We start from the raw sequence: 19,391 nt of genomic DNA, 5'->3' as shown, positions 1-19,391 counted from the left end.
GCCAGTCAGAGCACCTGACTGGCTTTTTTATTTCGGTATTTCTGGCTGCTCTGCGCCCTTCACAGCTACCCAGGCTGGTAAAAATCCTTCCGGAGGTTTTTGCCTGGCCATAAAAAAGTATCCGGGTGTGAGAGCAGTGCTGATTTGCTATGCTAGCTTTACACCTTAGTAGGAACCGAAGTCATGTCAAAAATACTCGCGTCTGTCGATCAACGTACCAAGCTGGTGGGGGAGAACCGTCTTGAACTTTTAATGTTCCGGCTCGGCTCCAGACAGATTTTCGCGATCAATGTGTTTAAGGTTAAGGAAGTGATCCCGGTACCGGCCATGAATAAGATGCCCGGCAGTCATCATAATCTGCGCGGTGTGACCAACTATCGGGGCAAGTCCGTACCTATTATCGACCTGGCTCAGGCAATTGGTATTCGTAAAAGACAGCCGGATAAGTCGGATTTAAATGTGATTATTACCGAATATAACCGCTCGGTGCAGGGCTTTTTAATCGGTGAGGTGATGAACATTGTTAACACCTCCTGGGGGGATATTTTGCCGCCGCCAAGCAGCGCGGGACGGAACAATTACCTGACCGCCATTACTCACAATGAGGAAGAGGGTGTACGCGAGATCGTTGAAATTGTGGATGTAGAAAAGGTACTGGCAGAGATTATTTTCTATGATGTGCAGATTTCTGAGGAGCTGCTTGAAGATGAGGTTACCGAGCAGCTTAAAGGGCATAAAGTACTGATTGTGGATGATTCCTCCACTGCCCGTGCGCAGATCCGTGACACCCTCAAGCAACTGGATCTGGAAATACTCGAGTGCCGTGACGGCTTGCAGGCACTGAACCTGTTAAAAAGCTGGGCCGATGAGGGTAAGAAGGTCACTGACGAGATCCTGATGATGTTTACCGATGCGGAAATGCCGGAGATGGATGGTTACCGGCTAACCGCCGAAGTGCGCGCCGACCCCAGAATGAGTGATCTGTTTATCACCCTGAATACCTCCCTCAGTGGCAGTTTTAATAACGCCATGGTGGAAAAAGTAGGCTGTGACAAGTTTATCTCCAAATTTCAGCCCGACCTGCTGGTGGTAGCGGCGCAGGAGCGGATGCGTCAGAAGATAAATGGCGGATAGTTCTGGTCAGTTATCTGCTCTCAGTAGTCAGAATGCAGTTTGTTTAGCGACTGCAAACTGATAACTTATTTACCTGCCCTGCGTCTCAGCGACTCTGCGAGATCAGAAAATGAAAGCTTAGGCTCACGCAGAGGCGCGGGGGCGCAGAGAGCAGGAAGAAGAGCAATATCATGTAGGGTCCAATTTATTGGACTGCCAAGGATGTTTGCCCAATGCTTTTTTACCACGAACGACACGAAAAAATCGCCTGGAGCGATTTTTAACGCCAGCCGTTTAATGGCGGCCCGCAGGGCGTAGGACAGGGACAGTCCGGAGAAAAAGGCATTTCTCACCGCGGAGTCGCAGAGAGCACGGAGAAGAGCAGTATTACAGTTCCTGAAGCTGCGCGCGCTCTGAATCTTTGCGATGAATTGCATATCCAGTAGGCCACTATTTCGTGAGTTTCGTGGTTTAATGCTCTTTACCTCTGCGTCTCTGCGGTGAATCAGGGATGACGGCGTAAAGGATTACAAACGGCCTTCTTTTTTTAATCGGCGGCGGACCCACTTACGATAGAGCCAGGACAGTATGGGTTTTATCAGCGGCAGGCCTATTAACCACGCCAACCAGCGATAACCGGGCAAACGGCTCAGAAGTATCTGGTAAGCGGGCAGCTCCCGCCAGATACGGCCATTTTCATCCTGCACATGTAATTCCAGCATTGCTCTGTGGGGATCTATCCCAAGCGCTTTCAGCTCCTGTTCGCAGCTATTGATATCCCGCCACTGAACCTGTTCACCCTGACCCACACGTTTTTCATACCAGGCCCGGTCTTTCACACAGCCAGGGCAGGCGGCGTCATAAAAAACGCGAATGCTGTGATTGTCGGATTGGGTATTCATATTGGATTATCGCCTTGTGTTTCGTTCTCCATCCGCCACACGAAAGGGAATTTCTCACCGCTGAGTCGCAGAGATCACGGAGAAGGGCAGTATCACAGTTCCTGAAACTTTGCGCACTCTGCGTCTCTGCGAATCAAAGAAAAAACTGAAGATCTCGCAGAGGCGCAGGGCCGCAGAGGTTTTGGAAATATAAGAAACTAATACTCTCCACGTCTTTGAGGTGAATTGCGAGTTCAGCAGAACTGTAGCCTGTAAGGAGCGAAGCGGATTACGGGGATTGTTTATCGAGCTCCCGGATTCCGCTGCGCTTTATCGCGGGCTACGCCACTGGCACATATGTCGGAATAAACTCCGACCTACACACACTTTACTCCTCACACCTTACACCTCACTCATCCAACTGTGCATTATGATAAATGTCCTGCACATCATCACAGTCGTTTAGCATGTCGATAAACTTCTCGAACAGCGGGATATCGTCGCCGCTGACTGTGGTGGTGGTCTGAGGTACAAAGGTAATCTCTTCGGTATCAAACTCAATATCATCAAAGGCATCACTGAGAGCAGTTTTGACCTTGTAGAATTCTGTGTGTGGGGCAAAAACTGTCACCATACCGTCTTCCACTTCGATGTCGGTGACATCGGCATCGGCCATCATCAGGGCTTCCAGCACAGGTTCATCATCATCACCTTTGAAGGAGAAAATGGCCTGATGCTCAAACATATGCATCACTGCACCGGGTGCACCGATTTTGGCATTGGTTTTGGTAAAGCAGTTACGCACTTCGGTAATAGTGCGGTTGTTGTTGTCGGTCAGGCAATCCACGATCACCATGCAGCCGCCGGGGCCATAGCCTTCGTAGCGGGCAGTGGAATAATCTTCACCACCGGCGCCTTTGGCTTTCTCTATGGCTTTTTCTACCACATGGGCTGGAACCTGATCCTTTTTGGCTTTTTCGATCAGGCGGCGCAGGGAGAGGTTGGTGTCCGGGTCCGGCCCGCCATTTTTGGCGGTCACATAAATTTCTTTACCGTACTTTGAATACACTTTGCTTTTTGCTGCCTGGGTTTTGGCCATCGCAACCTTGCGAACTTCAAATGCTCTGCCCATAAAATGCTCTCTTTACTGATTAGAATGTGCTGATCGTGGCAAACGCCATGACCCCGATAATGCTCTTAAGGGGGCGAATTTTAGCCTTAACCGCAGGGTCTTTACCAGCCTAATGGGTTTTGTCGCGCTTACGGCCATTAAAATAATGGGCCGCCAGCAGTCCGGCGATAAAGCCAAACAGGTGAAACTCCCAGGAAATAAAAGCCCGGCCGGGCAATACGCCGAAGATCATTGAGCCATACACTACACCGACACCCAGAGAAATCAGGATCTTAATAATATGGCGATGATAGAAGCCGGCCAGCAACAGAAAACCAAACTGGCCATAGATCAGGCCGCTGGCACCGATATGCAGGGCATAACGGCCTAATATCCAGACCAGTATCCCTGACATCAGGATAATCCAAAGGTTAACCAACAGTGCGCGGCGCGCGCCATACTCGAGCATCAGCAAGCTGAAGATAGCCAGAGGAATAATATTCGACAGAAAATGGCCAAGGTTGCCATGTAAAAAAGGTGCTGTGAGTACGCCGGGTAGCGACTGCACTTCTCTGGGCAACAGACCAAACTGATTCAGGCTGCGACCGCTTAGCAGATTGATGATTTCTACCACCACAAACAGTCCCAGCAGCCAGAGGGTTATTTTAAACTGATTTTTAAGCATCTATGCTTGCCTCACTCCTCACTCTCCTCATAAAATTACATGGGGCAGATAGCGGGACATATCCTGGGTAATCGGGCCGTTATCTTCCCTGACAGAAATACCCGCCGCCTTGTCATTTACCAGCCAGGATCCGATCAGGGTATGGTTATTGCCAAAGCGGGGCAGGGGATACCAGGCCTGGTAAATAAAGCCTTCTTCGCCATAGGGGCCATCGCTCTCCAAAAGAGTCTGGTCACCTTCCACCAGACTGATATTAGCGCCTTCGCGGGAGAAGATGGGTTTTTTTATCAGCTTATTCTGATAATTCGCCGGCAAATTCTGCTCAAACCAGGAGGGCAGCAGATTAGGGTGTTCGGGAAACAGCTTCCACAGCATCGGCAACAGGGCCTTGTTTGAAAGTACCGACTTCCATAAAGGCTCCAGCCAGTTCACTTCGGCGCCTTTAATATGCTCGCCAAATTCTTCCTGCTGCATAAATTCCCAGGGGTAGAGTTTAAACAGGCTGTGAATGACGCTGTCTTTCAGATCGGTAAAATGCCCCGACTCACCCAGGCCGATATCTTCTATATACACAAAATCATCGGTGAGCCCGGCTTCACGGGCGCAATCCTGCAGGTATTGCACAGTGCCGCGGTCTTCCTCGGTATCTTTGCAACAGGCAAAGTGCATCTGATTAATCTGATAATGATGAGCAATCTCGCTAAAGCGCTGAACCAGTTTTTCCTGCAGCGAGTTAAACTGATCAGCCCCTTTGCTGATTAATCCTTTGTTTACCTGCTCCTCCAGCCACAACCACTGCCAGAAACCGGATTCATACAAACTTGTGGGGGTATCGGCGTTATTTTCATAGAGTTTGGCCGGCCCCTTACCCTGATAGGCAAGATCCAGCCTGGAATAGAGGCTGGGATCATTACGATGCCAGGAATCGGCCACCGGCTGCCAGAAGGTTTCGGGAATACAAAATGCCCTTAACCACTGCTCATCCCTGACCACCCTATCCACCACCTCAAGGCACATCTGATGCAGCTCTTCGCTTGGCGCTTCGAGATCCTCTTCTATCTGCTTTAAGGAAAACTGGTAATAGGCGCTTTCATCCCAATAAGGTTCGCCATACAGGGTATGGAAATGGAAGCCAAACTCGGCGGCTTTTTGTTTCCAGTTGGCTCGGGGGGTAATAGGTAGTCTCAGCATTGCCTTCTTAATTTATTTTTAACCACAGAGGCACGGAGAACACAGAGAATCGATTAACGGTTAATAACTTAGTACAGAGCCGCCGTGAAACGCATAGATATAATATGCATTTTATCCACTATTCAGACTCTGTGCTCTCTGTGGCTCTGTGGTGAATACGCTATCCGCCCCAGCTTCTGGAGCTGCTGCCCCAACTGGACTTGGCCCTGACCGTGGAGCCGAAGCCGCCCCGTTTGATGGTACGGGTCACCGCAGGCTTTTTCTTAAAGGCATCCTCACCAACACGCAGATTACGGTTGCGCAGGTTACCGTAATCATAACCATCAGAGGTGATCCAGCGATTGCGATAAGAAGAATAGGGCGAATAAGAGGTAAACAGCGGCTGCGAATAATAGCCTCTGGGCGACATCAGATTGCTCAGCATATAGCCGGCCATAAAGGGCATAAAGAAGGAGCCACTGCTGGTCTCCACCTGGCGGCATTGTTGCTGACCGAAATCGTATTCACAATCCTGGGCACTGTTGTATTTTGGTGCGGTACGGGCCGCTTCTTCTACAGCCTGTTCATAGGCGGCGCGGCACTGCTCGGCAAATTCCGGATTATCATTAATACAGTCATCCGGTGATGTGTAGACTTTGGCGTCCTGCTTGTTGCCACAGGCACTGAGCAGAACTGTTGCCACTCCCAGGGCAAGGGGCTTGACCGCAAACCCTTTACGCATACGGTTCAGATCAATACCGGCAGAGCGTTTCTGGCGAGGTTCCTGTGGTGTTTCCTGAAGCTCATCTTGCAGTTTATCTTGCATGGTCTCCTCCTATCAGTATGTCATGCAGGCGGCATTGAGCATGCCGATGGCAATAGACATGGCGGCCAGCATTACACCGGCGGAGATTTCATCGTTATTGATACGCTCGACAATTTTCGGCATAAAGGTAAAGCGCAGCAGGGCGAAGGCCAGAAGTTGTGCGATTAGCGCAACTGCACCCCATACCGCGAAGTCAATCAGAGAGACGGCATTGCTGGCTGCCCCGGCAAGGGCGATACTGAAGCCCACCACTGAGCCACCAAAACCGACCGCAGCAGCAACACTCTTGTCTTCTTTTACCAGCTTCCATTCATCGTGGGGCGTAACCAGCGCGTACAGCACTTTGAATACAAAGAGTAAAATGATGGAAACGATAAAATACAGGGCGAAGTTGCCCAGTCCTGAGAGAGATAGCATCACAGCGTCCATAAGGTATTCCTCGTTTTATTGTTAAAATAGATCAGATAGTTTATTTCCCCAGCATACGCGAAACGCGCCGAGGGTAAAGACTCAATCGTTTTTGCGTAGGTCGGAATTTATTCCGACAGATCTTGCATGCATCGTTGATTGTCGGGCTAAAGCCCGACCAACAGACCGTGTAAGCAATTTTGGGCTTATTCGGTTCAGCGGAAAACGTCATCCTGATGAACATCAGAACCTCTTACCGACAACTGTTGCCTCAACCGTTAATGCGGATATCTGCTGGTTGCAGATTTAACCCCGTGCTGATCACCAGACAGCGATCCGCGTTGTTATCGATAATTTTTTCTTCGCCGCTGACCATTACAAACTCGGCGTCATCACCATCCAGTGGGCGCTCGTAGAGCATCACAAACTGATCGGTTTCGCTGATATCACCATCCTGTTCATAGGTTTTTTCGGTCATGGCCACCGGTGGTGAGGTTTCGCCAATGGCATCCCAGACCCGCGTAAAGTTAAAGCCACCTAACTCGTACTCCGGCTTTGAAATGCCGCTGTCGATCAGCGCTTTCCACTGGTTTTCGGAACCCACGGTTTTGGTGTCATAAAAGTACCAGAGTTTGACATCGGTAATATGCTGCTCGGTGTCACCGCCATCCAGCACCACCTGCAAAAAGGCGTCATCATCGGTGTAAAAGCGCAGCAGCTTGCCACCACTGTCAAGCTCCACTTCACCAACCGCCTGGATCAGATGGGTACTGGCGGCGCCATCAATCAGCAGTTGCGGCTGCAATAAGCGTAGTTTTAATTCATCTAACTGGAACGAACCGCCCAGATAAAGCCCCATCACCTCGGGGGCTTTGGGCCCGGTTTCTTGCTGCTTTTTACCAAACCATTTACTCAGCATACATGGCCTCCCAGTCAGGATTACAAATGCGCCGCTCGGCGATATAGTAGATTTTATCACCGCCTGAGATTCGTCTGTCAGAGACGGGATTGAGCGCGATCTTTTTACTCTCATCTGCCAGCGCAATCAGAGTGGCGTCATAATGCTTTTTCATGCCGGTAAATAGCTGGCCGACCGTTAAGGGTTTGCTAAGCTGTGGCACGGCAACCGAATACTGGGCCTGGCCTTCCTGCACACTGAGAAGATCGTGGTGCAGTGCGCTGGAGCCCGGGTCAAAGGCCGACTTGGCCAGCATTTCTACCGCCACGCTCGGAGTGCATTCCACATTCGGACAATGCTGGCGTAATAAACTGACCAGACTCTCGTCTTTGAAATAAGCAAGGATATGGCTGTCAGGATTGCGCTTACTGGCATACAGCGCCGCCGTCATGGTCATATCGTCATAGTCATTGTCGATAATGATCACGCTGGCATCAACGATACAGGCTCTGTCCATATCCTGATCCTGGTTAAAGGATTCCACCCTGACAAATTCAACCAGATCCGGCATCGGGTTTTCCACCTCCGCCTTAACACAGAGTGCGATGGCCGGAGAATTGGCCGCATGCTCTTTTTCCCGCAGCAACAAATTGAGTAGCTGAATGGTACGTTGACCATTCCAGCCAATAACCAGGATATGATCATCCAGATGCAAATCTTTCATGCCTTTTACTCCTTTAAACCACTGGTTAGACACCCAGGCGGCAGAGCGGCCGAGAATCAGGGCAAACAGGCTCAGGCCCACGGGAATAATCACCAGTGACACCACATATTTACCGGCATCACTGACCGGTGACAGATCGCCGTAACCGACAGTGGAACTGGTGACCACCAGCCAGTAAAGATAATCTGGCCATTGATACAGGGCCGTTTCACCGGCCCACACCAGTAATAACCAGCTCAGCAGTGCATAAACAAAAAACGCCGATACGATAACGTACCAGCGCATTTGTTGCAGATAATGACTGAGCAGTTTGCGCAGTTTGAAAAATATCAAAGCCGGGCTCCGTTATTTACCCAGAATACGGCTGAGCTCGTCATCGGCGGAAGACTTACCGCCCTGGATACCGGCGGCGGCCAGTCTTGAGCTCAGGTCATCATTATCTTCGCTGCTGGCCAGCTCTTCGGCCGCTTCGAGCTCTGCGCTGCGGGTAGTCTGGCGCTGTTGAATGCGCTCCAGAGACTCGGTAGCCGTCTTCATCTTGCTGTTGGCACCGAGGTGGCGTGAGGACACCGCAACCTGAGCTTTTTGCACTGACTCCGTGGCCTTGACCATATCCACTTGCTGTTCCAGTCTGCGCAGGTTGGCTTTTGCCTGAGAGATATTGGCCGCCAGCTTTTTCTCGGACTGTTTAAACTGATCCAGCATTTGCTGTTCGGCATCCTGCTCTGAACGTAATTCTGATACTTTCTGTGCACAATCCAGCGCCAGCTGGCGGTCTTTGTCCGCAGCCTGACGGGCATGGTTTTCATACTCGCTGATGGAACTGGACAGGCTGTCGACTTTTTGCTGAGCCAGCTTACATTTGGCCAGAATCTGGGTGCGGGCATGATCCGATTTGCGCAGCTCTTCTTTGGCTTCGCGGATTTCCTGCTCCAGAATACGAATGGCCTGACTATCGGCAACAGACTCTGCCGCTTCGGTGACACCGCCTTTAACTGCGGTGATTAGTTTTCTCCAAACAGACATAACGCCTCCTCGTTTACTTCAAATGATCCTGATAGGCATCCAGGAAAGACGCCACATTCTGGAACAGGGTTTCTACTTCAATCACAATACTCTCACCCTTGGACTGAGAACTCAGTGAGCCAAAGGCGGTGTAATATTCCTCATCCGCCACCACGGAAATCCCCACAGTGGTCAGAGGAAAGAGCATATGGGTTTTGAGTATCTCTTCGTTCAGGGCCGCCTTATCTTTTACTTCGGCAACGGAGAACAGCAGGGTTTCGACAATAATCTGCTCACCACTGATGGCCAGCCAGGCGTCGATGCCGTCTTCATTAGCGATCAACAGGCAATCCTGTTGGCGGGTGACCACCAAATCTTTATTGTCACTGAACAATGCTTCTAACTGAGCAAGCTCCCAGGTCATGTTTTACTCCTTTAACAGGCACAGCGTTTTAAACTGGACTAATCATAGACAGACAACTTCTTGCCCGTCAAATATTATTTTATTTCTTTTTGAATAAAATAGGTTCTTGATGTAAATTATAAGTCACAAATAGACTATTTGGAGAGAGTCATGCAAGGACCCAACGCAAACTGGCGCCAACTGGTACAGCGCCTGATCAAAGCGCAGATGTCCCGGCGCGGCGTCAAATATCAGGATCTCAGCGAGCGGCTTGCCCGCATTGGTATAGATCAAAGCGCAGACAACCTGAGAAATAAAGTCAATAAGGGTATTCTGGGTGCCGATCTATTGTTACAAATTATGTTTGTACTCAATGCCCGCCCCATAGAACGGGAAGAGATTCTGGATATCTTTAAAGAGATGGGTGTAACACTGCCCGACTAGCGCCGCTTTGCTATAAAAACCAGATTCACCACAGAGTCACAGAGAACACAGAGATACTAACCGGTTTAGTCCCTTAACCTCTCTGTGTCCTTCGTGACTCTGTGGTTAAATTCATTTGTGCATTAGCCTGGCGATAATACTGGCCATGCGATCTTTTACTTCCAGTAAGGTGCGGTTGTCCTGCTCACAGGAGTCGGCATGCTCACCGTTTACCCGGGCAATCTCTGACAGTTCAGTCAGACTGCTGAGAATTTGTTCGCTGACGCCACTTTGCTGGCGGGCTGAATCGGCAATCCGGCGGTTCAGATCGCCGATATGTTCAATGGCGGCATTGATCTTCTGCAAGTGTTCGTCGGCGGCATGCACTTTACTGACACTTTCACTGGTTTGTTGCTGACCCTGCTCGATGGCCCGAACAGCATTGCTTGCGCCTTGCTGCACATTCTGAATCATCTGCTGAATTTCTTCTGTGGATTTCTGGGTGCGGGCGGCCAGTGTTCTGACTTCGTCGGCCACCACGGCAAAACCGCGGCCCTGTTCACCGGCCCGTGCAGCTTCTATGGCGGCATTCAGCGCCAGCAGATTGGTCTGTTCAGCGATGCCTTTGATGACGTCCAGCACAGAGCCAATTTTGCGGGCATCCTCATCCAGGGTACTGATGACTCCGGCAGTGGCCTGGATTTGCTCTGAAGTCTGGCTGATAGTGCTGATACTCTGTTTCATGACTGCCATACTGCTGCCTGCAGCTTCCCGCGCTTCATTCGCTGCGCCGTTGGCATCTGTAGCATGGTGACTGACGTCACTGGCGTATTGTGTCATCTGCTCTACGGAACTGTGAACTGCATCGGTACCGTGATTTTGCTCTGTGACACCATTGCTGATAGCTCCGGCACTTTCCACCAGGCTGCTACAAACACGATCGAGATCCTGTTGTGTGGTATCCAGGCCACCACAGATATCCAGCAGATTCTGCCTGAGGGTTTCTATGCCGCGGGACATACGTCCTATCTCGTCCTTGCTGTGAATGATCACCTGCTGCTGTAACTGGCCCTTACTGACATTACGCAAATGATCGATAAGGGTTGTCAGCGGGCGCACCACTTTGCTGTTCATAAATAAGGCACTAAGGCCTATGCTGATAACCATTGTCATAATGATGGCAAGAGTGCTCAGAGCGATGGCATCATCAGCCTGTTCACGGGTTTGTTCACTTTGTTTAAGGATAATGCTGTGCAACTGAGAGCTGAGTTCTTCCAGTTGCTGTGTCGGTGCCCGGTCGATTCCCGCAACGGCTTTATCACCGGCTTTATGATCAAATCCGCTGTCAATAAAGGCCTGATAGCCTTTTTGATATTCCGCCAGAATACGCTTGTGAGTGGTTCTGAATTCGGACATTTGTTGTTTCAGATCATTATCGATTTGCATCCTCAGGAAGCTGTCACTGTCATCCTGAATCTGGCGGTGTAGTGACATAAAACTGTCCCAGTATTTTTGCAGCCGCGGTGCTTCATGGCCCCTCAGCAGCACATTTTTCCATTCCTGTACCTGGCGTTTGAAATTAAGATTGATATTGTCTGAGAGCGCCGTGGCTGATACCTCCTGTTGCACCAACTGGTCGTAGCGGGCAATTTGCGACGATAATAGCCAGATTGCAACAGCGGCAATCAGACCAACTGAGAGTATGCCTGCGCCGAGCAGACCGAGAATTTTGGGGCGGAGTCTTTGAAAGCGTTCAGGCAGCATAATAACCTCTGAATAGTACTGCGGGTTTTATGGGATGTCCTGTTCCCACTGGCGCGGCATTTTAATCTAATCTGGCTGAGAGTATATGATAGTTTTGTGACAGCCAGATTACTCAGTGTGCCGTGGAGATTGCCCGCATCTGACACAAAGATTAGAATAGCGCCCTTTTTTGACCCCGCTTCTTACTGATGCCAATAAAGGGTGTACCCAATGAAAGTATCCGATTTCCACTTTGACCTGCCGGATGAGCTGATTGCACGATACCCAGCGCAGCAGAGGTCTGCCAGTCGCCTGTTACATCTCAACGGCGCGAGCGGAGCTGTGCAGCATCTGCAGTTTACGGACATCGTGGACTTGCTGGAGCCGGGTGATTTGCTGGTATTTAACGATACCAGGGTGATTCCCGCCCGCCTGCTGGGGAACAAGCAAACCGGTGGCCAGGTAGAAGTATTGGTTGAGCGTATACTGGATGAACACAGGGTGCTGGCCCATGTGCGAGCCAGCAAAGCGCCAAAACCAGACAGCCTGTTGTTACTTGAGGGCGAACTGGAAGCGAAGATGGTCAGGCGCCACGATGCGCTGTTTGAACTGTGTTTTAATCACGAAAAACCAGTATTGGCATTGCTGGAGCAATATGGTCATATGCCACTGCCGCCCTATATCGACAGACCCGATGAGCAGGTCGACAAAGAGCGTTATCAGACGGTCTACAACAATAAACCTGGCGCGGTGGCAGCTCCGACCGCAGGATTACACTTTGATCAGCCGATTCTGGACCAGCTTAAACAAAAAGGAGTCAACACCGCCTTTGTGACCCTGCACGTGGGAGCAGGGACATTCCAGCCGGTGCGGGTGGAGAATATTACCGAGCATCAGATGCATTCTGAATATGCCGAAGTGTCACAGCAAGTGGTGGATGCCGTTCTGGCTACCAAAGCTGCGGGCAAGCGGGTGGTGGCGGTGGGCACCACTTCGGTACGCTCTCTGGAGTCTGCGGCTCAGGCTTCGTTAAAACAGAAACAGACTCTGCAGCCCTTTTTCAGTGATACGGATATCTTTATTTATCCGGGCTACGAGTTTGCTGTGGTAGATGCCATGCTGACTAACTTCCATTTACCCGAATCCACCCTGATCATGCTGGTCAGCGCTTTTGCAGGCAAACAAAACATTATGCATGCCTATGGCCAGGCTATTGAAAACAGGTATCGCTTTTTCAGTTACGGTGATGCCATGTTTATTGAACGGGCCTGAGGCCATCACAGGCTGTCTTTATATTCTCTGATTCCTGTATAATCAGCTTTTTATTTTCCCAAGAGCGGGAAATGCACATTCAGCCTTGGACTGTTTTCCGATGCGCTGATAAGGAAGAGTATGAAATTTGAAGTATTAGCCACCGACGGTAAGGCCCGTCGCGGCCGACTTGAGTTTGAACGGGGCACAGTTGAAACCCCGGCCTTTATGCCAGTGGGCACCTACGGCACGGTCAAGGGCATGACGCCGGAAGAACTGGAAAATACCGGAGCAGAGATCTGCCTGGGGAACACCTTTCATCTGATGCTGCGTCCGGGCACCGAGATCATGAAGATGCACGGCGATCTGCATGATTTTATGCACTGGCAAAAGCCAATTCTCACCGACTCAGGTGGATTTCAGGTGTTCAGTTTAGGTGATCTGCGCAAAATCAGTGAAGAGGGCGTGACTTTCCGTTCACCCATCAATGGTGAGAAGATCATGCTGACGCCTGAAAAATCGATGCAGGTGCAGCGTGATTTGGGTGCCGATATCGTAATGATTTTCGATGAATGCACACCATATCCGGCCACTTATGAAGAAGCCCGCACCTCAATGGAGTTGTCATTGCGTTGGGCCGGACGCAGCAAATCTGAACACGGGGACAATCCGTCGGCACTCTTTGGTATCGTCCAGGGCGGCATGTACGAAGACCTGCGTCAGTTATCACTGGAAGGGCTGGAGAAAATTGGATTTGACGGATACGCTATCGGCGGCTTGTCGGTAGGAGAACCCAAAGAAGATATGATCCGTATTCTGGATCACACTGCGCACCGTATTCCTGCGGACAAGCCCAGATATCTGATGGGAGTGGGCAAGCCGGAGGATATTGTGGAGGCGGTCCGCCGCGGCATTGACATGTTTGATTGTGTGATGCCAACCCGCAATGCCAGAAACGGCCATCTGTTTGTGACGGGAGGCGTGGTTAAGATCCGCAATGCCAGACACAAGACAGATACCGCACCTTTAGATGAAAAATGTGATTGTTACACTTGTAAAAACTATTCACGGTCATATTTACACCACTTAGACAAGTGCAATGAGATACTTGGTGCGAGGCTGAATACTATCCACAACCTGCGTTACTATCAGCGTGTGATGGAGGGGCTGCGCAACGCTATAGCGGCTGGTACACTGGATGATTTTGTAGCACAGTTTTATGCCGCCAAAGAGATGGACATGCCCGCGCTGGGTGAATGAACAAAACGCAGCGACATGGAATACACAGAGCATGACGCATATTTAGTTTAGCGGCTCTGTGTCACCAGTGTTTCTGTGCAACAACATTTTAAAAACAATAACCATTAGGGGAATACTATGAGTTTATTTATTTCTAACGCCTACGCTCAGGCGGCACCGGCAGGTAACCAGGGCGGCGGCTTCGAAATGCTGATTATGCTCGGGATCTTTGGTCTGATTTTTTACTTTATGCTGTATCGTCCGCAGGCCAAGCGTGCCAAAGAGCATAAAAACCTTATCGCATCGCTGAGCAAAGGCGATGAAGTGCTGACCCAGGGCGGCATGGTAGGTAAGATCGCCAAAGTCAGTGATGAAAAAGACTTTATCGAACTGGCTCTGAATGACAGCACCAATGTGGTGGTGCAGAAGTCTTCTGTGGCAGCAGTATTGCCTAAAGGCACCATTAAAAGTATCTGATGCAGTAAAAATAAGGCGGCCTGGCCGCCTTATTTTTACTGCCCTGACCACAGCGCAAAAGCTGTCCCGGAATGCCCAGACAATTTCGGTGTTTTGATCAAAAGGATAAGTCAGTGTTAAATAAGTATCCCTTATGGAAGTACATCATGGTGATCCTGGTGATTGCCGTCTGTGCTTTATATGCGTCTCCTAACCTTTACGGTGAGGATCACGCAGTGCAGATATCTGCCGGTCGTAATGCGGTGGTGGATTTAGGTCTGATGGACAAGGTCAGTGAGCATCTGGACGAGGCCGGCATCGCGGTGAAAAACGTGCAGATGGAAGATGACCAGCTATTGATTCGGGTCACAGATGGTGACGATCAGCTTAGTGCCAGAGACTCTCTGGCAGCCCTGCTGGGCAGTGATTATGTCGTTGCCCTCAACCTGGCTCCTGCCGCACCAACCTGGCTGCAGGATATTGGCGGTACGCCGATGAAGCTGGGGCTGGATTTACGTGGCGGTGTTCACTTTCTGATGGAAGTGGATATGAATGCTGCGATTACCCGTGCTCAGGAACAGATGGTGGATGATTTCCGCAATAGTCTGCGGGAAGAGCGCCTGCGTTATCGCCGGGTCGAGCAACAAGGTGACAAGGTAGAGGTGCAGTTCCGCGATCAGGAAACCCTGGAGCAGGCCATCCGTTTTCTCTCCACCAATAATCCGGATCTGGAAATTGAAGATATTGGCGAGCAGACCCTGGCGGCCAATTTATCTGAGCAGCGTCAGCGCGAAATTCAGGAATACGCCCTTAAGCAGAACATCACTATCATGCGCAACAGAGTCAACCAGCTGGGTGTTGCCGAGCCGGTGATTCAGCGCCAGGGGGCAGACCGGATTGTCGTGCAGCTCCCGGGTATTCAGGATACCGCCCGCGCCAAAGAAATACTTAATGCCACCGCAACCCTGCAGTTCCGTCTGGTGGATTTAGACCATGATGTGCGTGATGCCGTTGACGGCAGGGTACCGCCGGGCTCGCAATTGCTGATGGATCGTAATGGTCAGCCGCAGTTGCTGCAAAAGCAGGTGATGCTGACGGGTGATCATATTATTGATGCCAACAGCAGTTTTGATGAATATGGACGCCCGCAGGTGAACATTGATCTGGACTCTGAAGGTGGCAGCAAGATGTCACGCAGTACCAAGGATAATATCGGTAAGCCCATGGCAACGGTATTTATCGAATATAAACCGAGCGGTAAAACCGATGAAAATGGCAAGATTATCTTCGATAAACACGAAGAAGTGATCAATGTGGCGACGATTCAGGCACGGCTCGGTAACAGTTTCCGTATTACCGGTATTGACTCACCGGCTGAGGCCCAGAACCTTTCTTTGCTGTTACGTGCCGGTGCCCTGGTAGCGCCAATTCAGATTGTTGAAGAACGTACTGTGGGACCAAGCCTGGGCCAGGAAAATATCGATCTGGGCATGCAGGCCATTGTCTGGGGACTGATACTGATTCTGGTCTTTATGGTGGCTTACTACAAAAAGTTCGGTCTGGTGGCCAATGCCGCTCTGGTGATTAACCTGGTGATGATTGTGGGCGTGATGTCGATGATCCCCGGCGCTACCCTGACGCTGCCGGGTATGGCCGGTATTGTACTGACGGTGGGCATGGCAGTGGATGCCAATGTGCTGATCTTTGAGCGTATCCGTGAAGAAATTCGTGACGGACGAAGCCCGCAACAGGCGATACATCATGGTTATGACAGCGCCCTGTCAACTATTGCAGATGCCAATATCACCACCCTAATTGCCGCGGTGATTCTGTTTGCCGTGGGCACCGGGCCGGTGAAAGGTTTCTCTATCACGCTGGCCATAGGTATTCTGACCTCCATGTTTACGGCCATTGTGGGTACCCGCGCTATCGTTAATGCTGTGTGGGGCGGTAAACGCCTTAACAAGCTTTCAATCTAGGGGAAATTTATTATGCGACTGTTTAAGTTTGACCAGGAAATCCCCTTTATGTCGATGCGCATGCCGGCGATGATTCTGTCTGGCTTGTTGGTAATCGGCTCTATTGTTTCTCTGGCGGTAAACCAGCTTAACTGGGGTCTGGATTTTACCGGTGGTACGGTGATTGAAGTGGGTTATGAAGGCCCTGCGGATCTCAGTCAGATACGCAATCAGATGCAGCAGGCTGATTTTGGTGATGCGGTGGTACAGACGTTTGGCAGCAGTTCTGACGTGCTGATTCGCCTCGCGCCACGGGAGGGGGTAAAAGCCGCCACTATGGGCGATCAGGTGATGGTAGCGCTGAGATCTGATGGCCAGCAAGTGGACATGCGCCGGATTGAATTTGTCGGACCACAGGTGGGCGAAGAGCTGACCGAACAAGGTGGCCTGGCGATGCTGGTGGCGCTGATCTGCATTCTGATGTACGTAGCCATGCGTTTCGAATGGCGTTTTGGTGTCGGCGCCGTTGCGGCACTGGCCCATGATGTGATTCTGACGCTGGGACTGTTCTCCATCCTGCAACTGGAGTTTGACCTCACCGTACTGGCCGCCTTGCTGGCGGTAATAGGTTATTCACTCAACGATACCATCGTAGTGATGGACAGGATCCGCGAGAATTTCCGCAAGCTTCGCAAAGGCGGGCCGGAAGAAGTGATTAACTGGTCACTGACCCAAACCTTTAATCGCACGGTGATTACCTCATTAACCACCATTCTGGTGTTGCTGGCACTGTTCTTTAAAGGTGGTGCCTTGATTCATGGTTTTGCCACGGCGCTGTTAATGGGGGTCATTATCGGTACCTATTCATCTATCTACGTCGCCAGCTCAATTTCTCTGGCCATGGGTATCAGTAAAGAAGATCTGATGCCACCGGAAGTAGAGAAAGAGGGCGCCGACCAGGATCCGCTGCTCTGAAATAAGGCTCACGAGCCACAAGGAATAGAAATCTCATCAAAAGCCACGGAGGGCACAGAGATTGTAAGGTGAAAATTGGTGGGATTAATTTACCGCATGTTATGAAAAAGGCGATGTCAGCACCAGCGGACATCGCCTTTTTATTTCCTCTGCGGCCTGGCTCTCTGCACGAAATTGATCTCAAAGTCTATTGCTTAGTGCGGGGTGTAGCCTGCAAGGAGCGCAGCGGACGCGCCTCGTTGGATTTGAGGCTGAAGGTTGTGAGTCCGGAGTAAAAGCACGAATAAAAAGCGATTTCACCACTGTGGCGCAGAGAACACGGAGGTGTAAAACAGTCTTATCATCTCTGTGCCCTCCGTGACTCTGTGTTATTTTTGTCTTTGATTTATTGCTTAAAGGTTTTCAGCAATGCGGGCACCAGCTTAGTGCTGCCACAGACCAGACTGCCGGTTTTCATCGGTTCGTGGCCGCCATTAAAGTCTGTTACCAGACCACCGGCTTCCTGAATCAACAGCGCGCCGGCTGCCATATCCCAGGGCTTCAGGCCCTTCTCCCAGTAGCCGTCAAGGCGACCGGCGGCTACATACGCCATATCCAGTGCAGCGGAGCCACCACGGCGTATATCACCGCACTGTGGGTAGACTTTGCTGAACAATTGCAGAGATTCAGCCAGTTCCTGTTCTTTGTTTTTAAAAGGAAAAGCGGTGGCGAGCAGGCTGCCTCTGAGCTCTTTGGCATTAGAGCAGCGGATACGATAGCCATTGAGCTGGGCGCTGGCGCCGCGGCTGGCGGTAAAAAGTTCGTTACGGATGGGATCAAATACGACGCCCTGATCCAGACGGCCTTTGTGCATCAGAGCAATGGATACGGCGAAGTGAGGTACACCGCGAACAAAGTTGGTGGTGCCGTCCAGCGGGTCGATGATCCATTTAAAATCCTCATCGCCGTCAATCACGCCGCCTTCTTCACCTATAAAGCTGTGGTCGGGGTAGGACTGTCTTATTTTATTGATGATGGCTTGTTCCGCCTCTTTGTCGACGCGGGTTACATAATCGTTTTCACTTTTGGATTCGGTCATTAAATCGTCACGGTGTTCAAAACCCTGAGCGATGATATTTCCAGCCACGCGCGCAGCGCGCACGGCAATATTCAGCATTGCATGCATACAAGTCACCATCAATTGTAAAAGAACAAATATATCCGGCATTCTGAGCTCGTCCGGATATACCTTTTGTGCTGCTGAAAAAACAGTCAACACACAAACCGGCGCGCAGTCTAGCAGAGCACCAGAATATTGCAATCACCCTGTGCTTGGTTGACCGCAGTCTATGCTATGATCTGCGGCACTTTTTTGATCAACGGACAAAAATCAAAGCATGCATAATATTCGTGTCGTACTGGTAAACACTTCTCACACGGGCAACATTGGTTCGGCAGCGCGGGCCATGAAAACCATGGGGTTATCCGAGCTGTATCTGGTTGACCCGGTGAAAGCACCGGACGGCCAGGCCAGCGCATTGGCCGCAGGCGCCGGGGATATTCTGGCGAACTGTAAGATCGTCCCGAATCTGGAACAGGCAGTGGCCGATTGTGGCCTGGTGGTGGGTACCAGTGCACGTTCCCGTACGCTGTCCTGGCCGATGCTGGATGCCAGAGAATGTGGCCTTAAGCTGGTGGCGGAAGCAGAGCAATATCCGGTGGCCCTGGTTTTTGGCCGGGAAAACAACGGCCTGAGCAATGAAGAGCTGCAGCAATGTCATTTCCATGTGTGCATACCGGCTAACCCTGACTACAGCTCACTGAATCTGGCCGCCGCAGTGCAGACTTTATGTTACGAGGTGCGTATGGCATATCTGGCCGCGCAGAATCAGAACTTAGCCGATGAACCGGCTCAGCCTGAGTATCCCTTAACGCAGGAGCTGGAAGGTTTTTATAGTCATTTGGAACAAACCCTAAGTAAAACGAATTTTATTGTTGCGAGGCATCCGGGTATGGTGATGACTAAACTACGCCGCTTGTTTAACCGGGCAAGGCCGGAAGCTCAGGAACTGAATATCCTGCGAGGGATCCTGGCCTCAGTTGACAAGCGTATCGACAGCCAGGACAAGAGCCGTTAACCATC

The 19,391-nt window shown here is 50.8% G+C and carries 20 protein-coding genes; 8 read left to right on the top strand and 12 right to left on the bottom strand.

The features are described 5' to 3' along the window. The first annotated feature begins 183 nt into the window (after positions 1 to 183). Positions 184 to 1,134: a chemotaxis protein CheV gene (locus AT746_RS14635; protein WP_062481564.1), complete on the top strand. Its 951-nt coding sequence runs from the start codon at positions 184 to 186 to the stop codon at positions 1,132 to 1,134. Positions 1,135 to 1,640: 506 nt separating this feature from the next. Here the strand turns inward: AT746_RS14635 and AT746_RS14625 are convergent. From AT746_RS14625 to AT746_RS14580, 10 genes are all read right to left on the bottom strand, one after another. Beyond that, positions 1,641 to 2,015, bottom strand: a complete 375-nt coding sequence (locus AT746_RS14625; protein WP_062481558.1) for a thiol-disulfide oxidoreductase DCC family protein — start codon at positions 2,013 to 2,015, stop codon at positions 1,641 to 1,643. A 388-nt stretch (positions 2,016 to 2,403) separates the two neighbouring features. Next, positions 2,404 to 3,126, bottom strand: coding sequence for a YebC/PmpR family DNA-binding transcriptional regulator (locus tag AT746_RS14620; protein ID WP_062481555.1), 723 nt, complete (start codon positions 3,124 to 3,126; stop codon positions 2,404 to 2,406). A 109-nt stretch (positions 3,127 to 3,235) separates the two neighbouring features. Beyond that, positions 3,236 to 3,790: a rhomboid family intramembrane serine protease gene (locus AT746_RS14615; protein WP_062481552.1), complete on the bottom strand. Its 555-nt coding sequence runs from the start codon at positions 3,788 to 3,790 to the stop codon at positions 3,236 to 3,238. Positions 3,791 to 3,817: 27 nt separating this feature from the next. Beyond that, on the bottom strand, positions 3,818 to 4,981 hold the full coding sequence (locus AT746_RS14610; protein WP_062481549.1) for a glutathionylspermidine synthase family protein: 1,164 nt from the start codon (positions 4,979 to 4,981) through the stop codon (positions 3,818 to 3,820). 160 nt (positions 4,982 to 5,141) lie between these two features. Further along, positions 5,142 to 5,786, bottom strand: coding sequence for a DUF1190 family protein (locus AT746_RS14605; protein ID WP_062481546.1), 645 nt, complete (start codon positions 5,784 to 5,786; stop codon positions 5,142 to 5,144). A gap of 12 nt (positions 5,787 to 5,798) precedes the next feature. Further along, positions 5,799 to 6,215, bottom strand: a complete 417-nt coding sequence (locus tag AT746_RS14600; protein ID WP_062481543.1) for a DUF350 domain-containing protein — start codon at positions 6,213 to 6,215, stop codon at positions 5,799 to 5,801. 250 nt (positions 6,216 to 6,465) lie between these two features. Then, positions 6,466 to 7,113, bottom strand: coding sequence for a YjfK family protein (locus AT746_RS14595; RefSeq protein WP_062481540.1), 648 nt, complete (start codon positions 7,111 to 7,113; stop codon positions 6,466 to 6,468). After that, positions 7,103 to 8,146, bottom strand: a complete 1,044-nt coding sequence (locus AT746_RS14590) for a potassium channel protein (protein ID WP_062484264.1) — start codon at positions 8,144 to 8,146, stop codon at positions 7,103 to 7,105. The genes AT746_RS14595 and AT746_RS14590 overlap by 11 nt, the downstream gene beginning before the upstream one ends. 15 nt (positions 8,147 to 8,161) lie before the next feature. Beyond that, complete coding sequence (locus AT746_RS14585) at positions 8,162 to 8,842, bottom strand: PspA/IM30 family protein (RefSeq protein WP_062481537.1); 681 nt, start codon at positions 8,840 to 8,842, stop codon at positions 8,162 to 8,164. 13 nt (positions 8,843 to 8,855) lie between these two features. Continuing rightward, positions 8,856 to 9,245 carry a DUF2170 family protein gene (locus AT746_RS14580; RefSeq protein ID WP_062481534.1) on the bottom strand — a complete coding sequence of 130 codons (390 nt, stop codon included), beginning with the start codon at positions 9,243 to 9,245 and terminating at the stop codon, positions 8,856 to 8,858. 150 nt (positions 9,246 to 9,395) lie between these two features. On the opposite strand from AT746_RS14580, the gene AT746_RS14575 reads away from it, so the two are divergent. Next, the gene (locus AT746_RS14575) at positions 9,396 to 9,668 is read left to right on the top strand and encodes a DUF6471 domain-containing protein (protein ID WP_062481531.1); all 273 of its coding nucleotides are present in this window, start codon (positions 9,396 to 9,398) and stop codon (positions 9,666 to 9,668) included. Between the two features lie 111 nt (positions 9,669 to 9,779). Here AT746_RS14575 and AT746_RS14570 read toward each other — a convergent pair whose 3' ends face one another. Next, positions 9,780 to 11,411 (bottom strand): methyl-accepting chemotaxis protein, encoded by a 1,632-nt coding sequence (locus AT746_RS14570; protein ID WP_062481528.1) that lies wholly within the window; start codon positions 11,409 to 11,411, stop codon positions 9,780 to 9,782. A gap of 210 nt (positions 11,412 to 11,621) precedes the next feature. On the opposite strand from AT746_RS14570, the gene queA reads away from it, so the two are divergent. The 5 genes from queA (at position 11,622) to secF (ending at position 17,269) form a co-directional block, all read left to right on the top strand. After that, entirely contained in the window at positions 11,622 to 12,662 is a 1,041-nt protein-coding gene (gene queA / locus AT746_RS14565; protein WP_062481524.1) for a tRNA preQ1(34) S-adenosylmethionine ribosyltransferase-isomerase QueA, read from the top strand. Positions 12,663 to 12,782: 120 nt separating this feature from the next. Further along, positions 12,783 to 13,901, top strand: coding sequence for a tRNA guanosine(34) transglycosylase Tgt (tgt, locus tag AT746_RS14560; RefSeq protein WP_062481521.1), 1,119 nt, complete (start codon positions 12,783 to 12,785; stop codon positions 13,899 to 13,901). A 117-nt stretch (positions 13,902 to 14,018) separates the two neighbouring features. Next, a complete protein-coding gene (gene yajC / locus AT746_RS14555; protein ID WP_062481519.1) occupies positions 14,019 to 14,357 on the top strand; it encodes a preprotein translocase subunit YajC in 339 nt (112 codons plus the stop codon). Between the two features lie 113 nt (positions 14,358 to 14,470). Next, positions 14,471 to 16,315 (top strand): protein translocase subunit SecD, encoded by a 1,845-nt coding sequence (secD, locus tag AT746_RS14550; RefSeq protein WP_062484262.1) that lies wholly within the window; start codon positions 14,471 to 14,473, stop codon positions 16,313 to 16,315. Between the two features lie 12 nt (positions 16,316 to 16,327). Continuing rightward, on the top strand, positions 16,328 to 17,269 hold the full coding sequence (gene secF / locus AT746_RS14545) for a protein translocase subunit SecF (protein ID WP_062481517.1): 942 nt from the start codon (positions 16,328 to 16,330) through the stop codon (positions 17,267 to 17,269). A gap of 385 nt (positions 17,270 to 17,654) precedes the next feature. On the opposite strand, the gene suhB is transcribed toward secF, so the two are convergent. Then, positions 17,655 to 18,434, bottom strand: coding sequence for an inositol-1-monophosphatase (gene suhB / locus AT746_RS14540; RefSeq protein ID WP_062484261.1), 780 nt, complete (start codon positions 18,432 to 18,434; stop codon positions 17,655 to 17,657). Positions 18,435 to 18,645: 211 nt separating this feature from the next. On the opposite strand from suhB, the gene trmJ reads away from it, so the two are divergent. Beyond that, positions 18,646 to 19,386: a tRNA (cytosine(32)/uridine(32)-2'-O)-methyltransferase TrmJ gene (trmJ, locus tag AT746_RS14535; RefSeq protein WP_062481515.1), complete on the top strand. Its 741-nt coding sequence runs from the start codon at positions 18,646 to 18,648 to the stop codon at positions 19,384 to 19,386. The last annotated feature ends 5 nt before the right edge of the window (positions 19,387 to 19,391 follow it).

The organism is Lacimicrobium alkaliphilum, from assembly GCF_001466725.1.
GTDB lineage: Bacteria > Pseudomonadota > Gammaproteobacteria > Enterobacterales > Alteromonadaceae > Lacimicrobium > Lacimicrobium alkaliphilum_B.
Note: the sequence above shows the minus strand (reverse complement) of the source record. Positions and strands in the feature narration are given on the sequence as shown.

Coding starts and splice junctions, on each gene's coding strand:
- AT746_RS14635 (WP_062481564.1), top strand. CDS start 184: ATGTCAAAAATACTCGCGTCTGTCGATCAACGTACCAAGCTGGTGGGG.
- AT746_RS14625 (WP_062481558.1), bottom strand. CDS start 2,015: ATGAATACCCAATCCGACAATCACAGCATTCGCGTTTTTTATGACGCC.
- AT746_RS14620 (WP_062481555.1), bottom strand. CDS start 3,126: ATGGGCAGAGCATTTGAAGTTCGCAAGGTTGCGATGGCCAAAACCCAG.
- AT746_RS14615 (WP_062481552.1), bottom strand. CDS start 3,790: ATGCTTAAAAATCAGTTTAAAATAACCCTCTGGCTGCTGGGACTGTTT.
- AT746_RS14610 (WP_062481549.1), bottom strand. CDS start 4,981: ATGCTGAGACTACCTATTACCCCCCGAGCCAACTGGAAACAAAAAGCC.
- AT746_RS14605 (WP_062481546.1), bottom strand. CDS start 5,786: ATGCAAGATAAACTGCAAGATGAGCTTCAGGAAACACCACAGGAACCT.
- AT746_RS14600 (WP_062481543.1), bottom strand. CDS start 6,215: ATGGACGCTGTGATGCTATCTCTCTCAGGACTGGGCAACTTCGCCCTG.
- AT746_RS14595 (WP_062481540.1), bottom strand. CDS start 7,113: ATGCTGAGTAAATGGTTTGGTAAAAAGCAGCAAGAAACCGGGCCCAAA.
- AT746_RS14585 (WP_062481537.1), bottom strand. CDS start 8,842: ATGTCTGTTTGGAGAAAACTAATCACCGCAGTTAAAGGCGGTGTCACC.
- AT746_RS14580 (WP_062481534.1), bottom strand. CDS start 9,245: ATGACCTGGGAGCTTGCTCAGTTAGAAGCATTGTTCAGTGACAATAAA.
- AT746_RS14575 (WP_062481531.1), top strand. CDS start 9,396: ATGCAAGGACCCAACGCAAACTGGCGCCAACTGGTACAGCGCCTGATC.
- AT746_RS14570 (WP_062481528.1), bottom strand. CDS start 11,411: ATGCTGCCTGAACGCTTTCAAAGACTCCGCCCCAAAATTCTCGGTCTG.
- queA (WP_062481524.1), top strand. CDS start 11,622: ATGAAAGTATCCGATTTCCACTTTGACCTGCCGGATGAGCTGATTGCA.
- tgt (WP_062481521.1), top strand. CDS start 12,783: ATGAAATTTGAAGTATTAGCCACCGACGGTAAGGCCCGTCGCGGCCGA.
- yajC (WP_062481519.1), top strand. CDS start 14,019: ATGAGTTTATTTATTTCTAACGCCTACGCTCAGGCGGCACCGGCAGGT.
- secF (WP_062481517.1), top strand. CDS start 16,328: ATGCGACTGTTTAAGTTTGACCAGGAAATCCCCTTTATGTCGATGCGC.
- suhB (WP_062484261.1), bottom strand. CDS start 18,434: ATGCATGCAATGCTGAATATTGCCGTGCGCGCTGCGCGCGTGGCTGGA.
- trmJ (WP_062481515.1), top strand. CDS start 18,646: ATGCATAATATTCGTGTCGTACTGGTAAACACTTCTCACACGGGCAAC.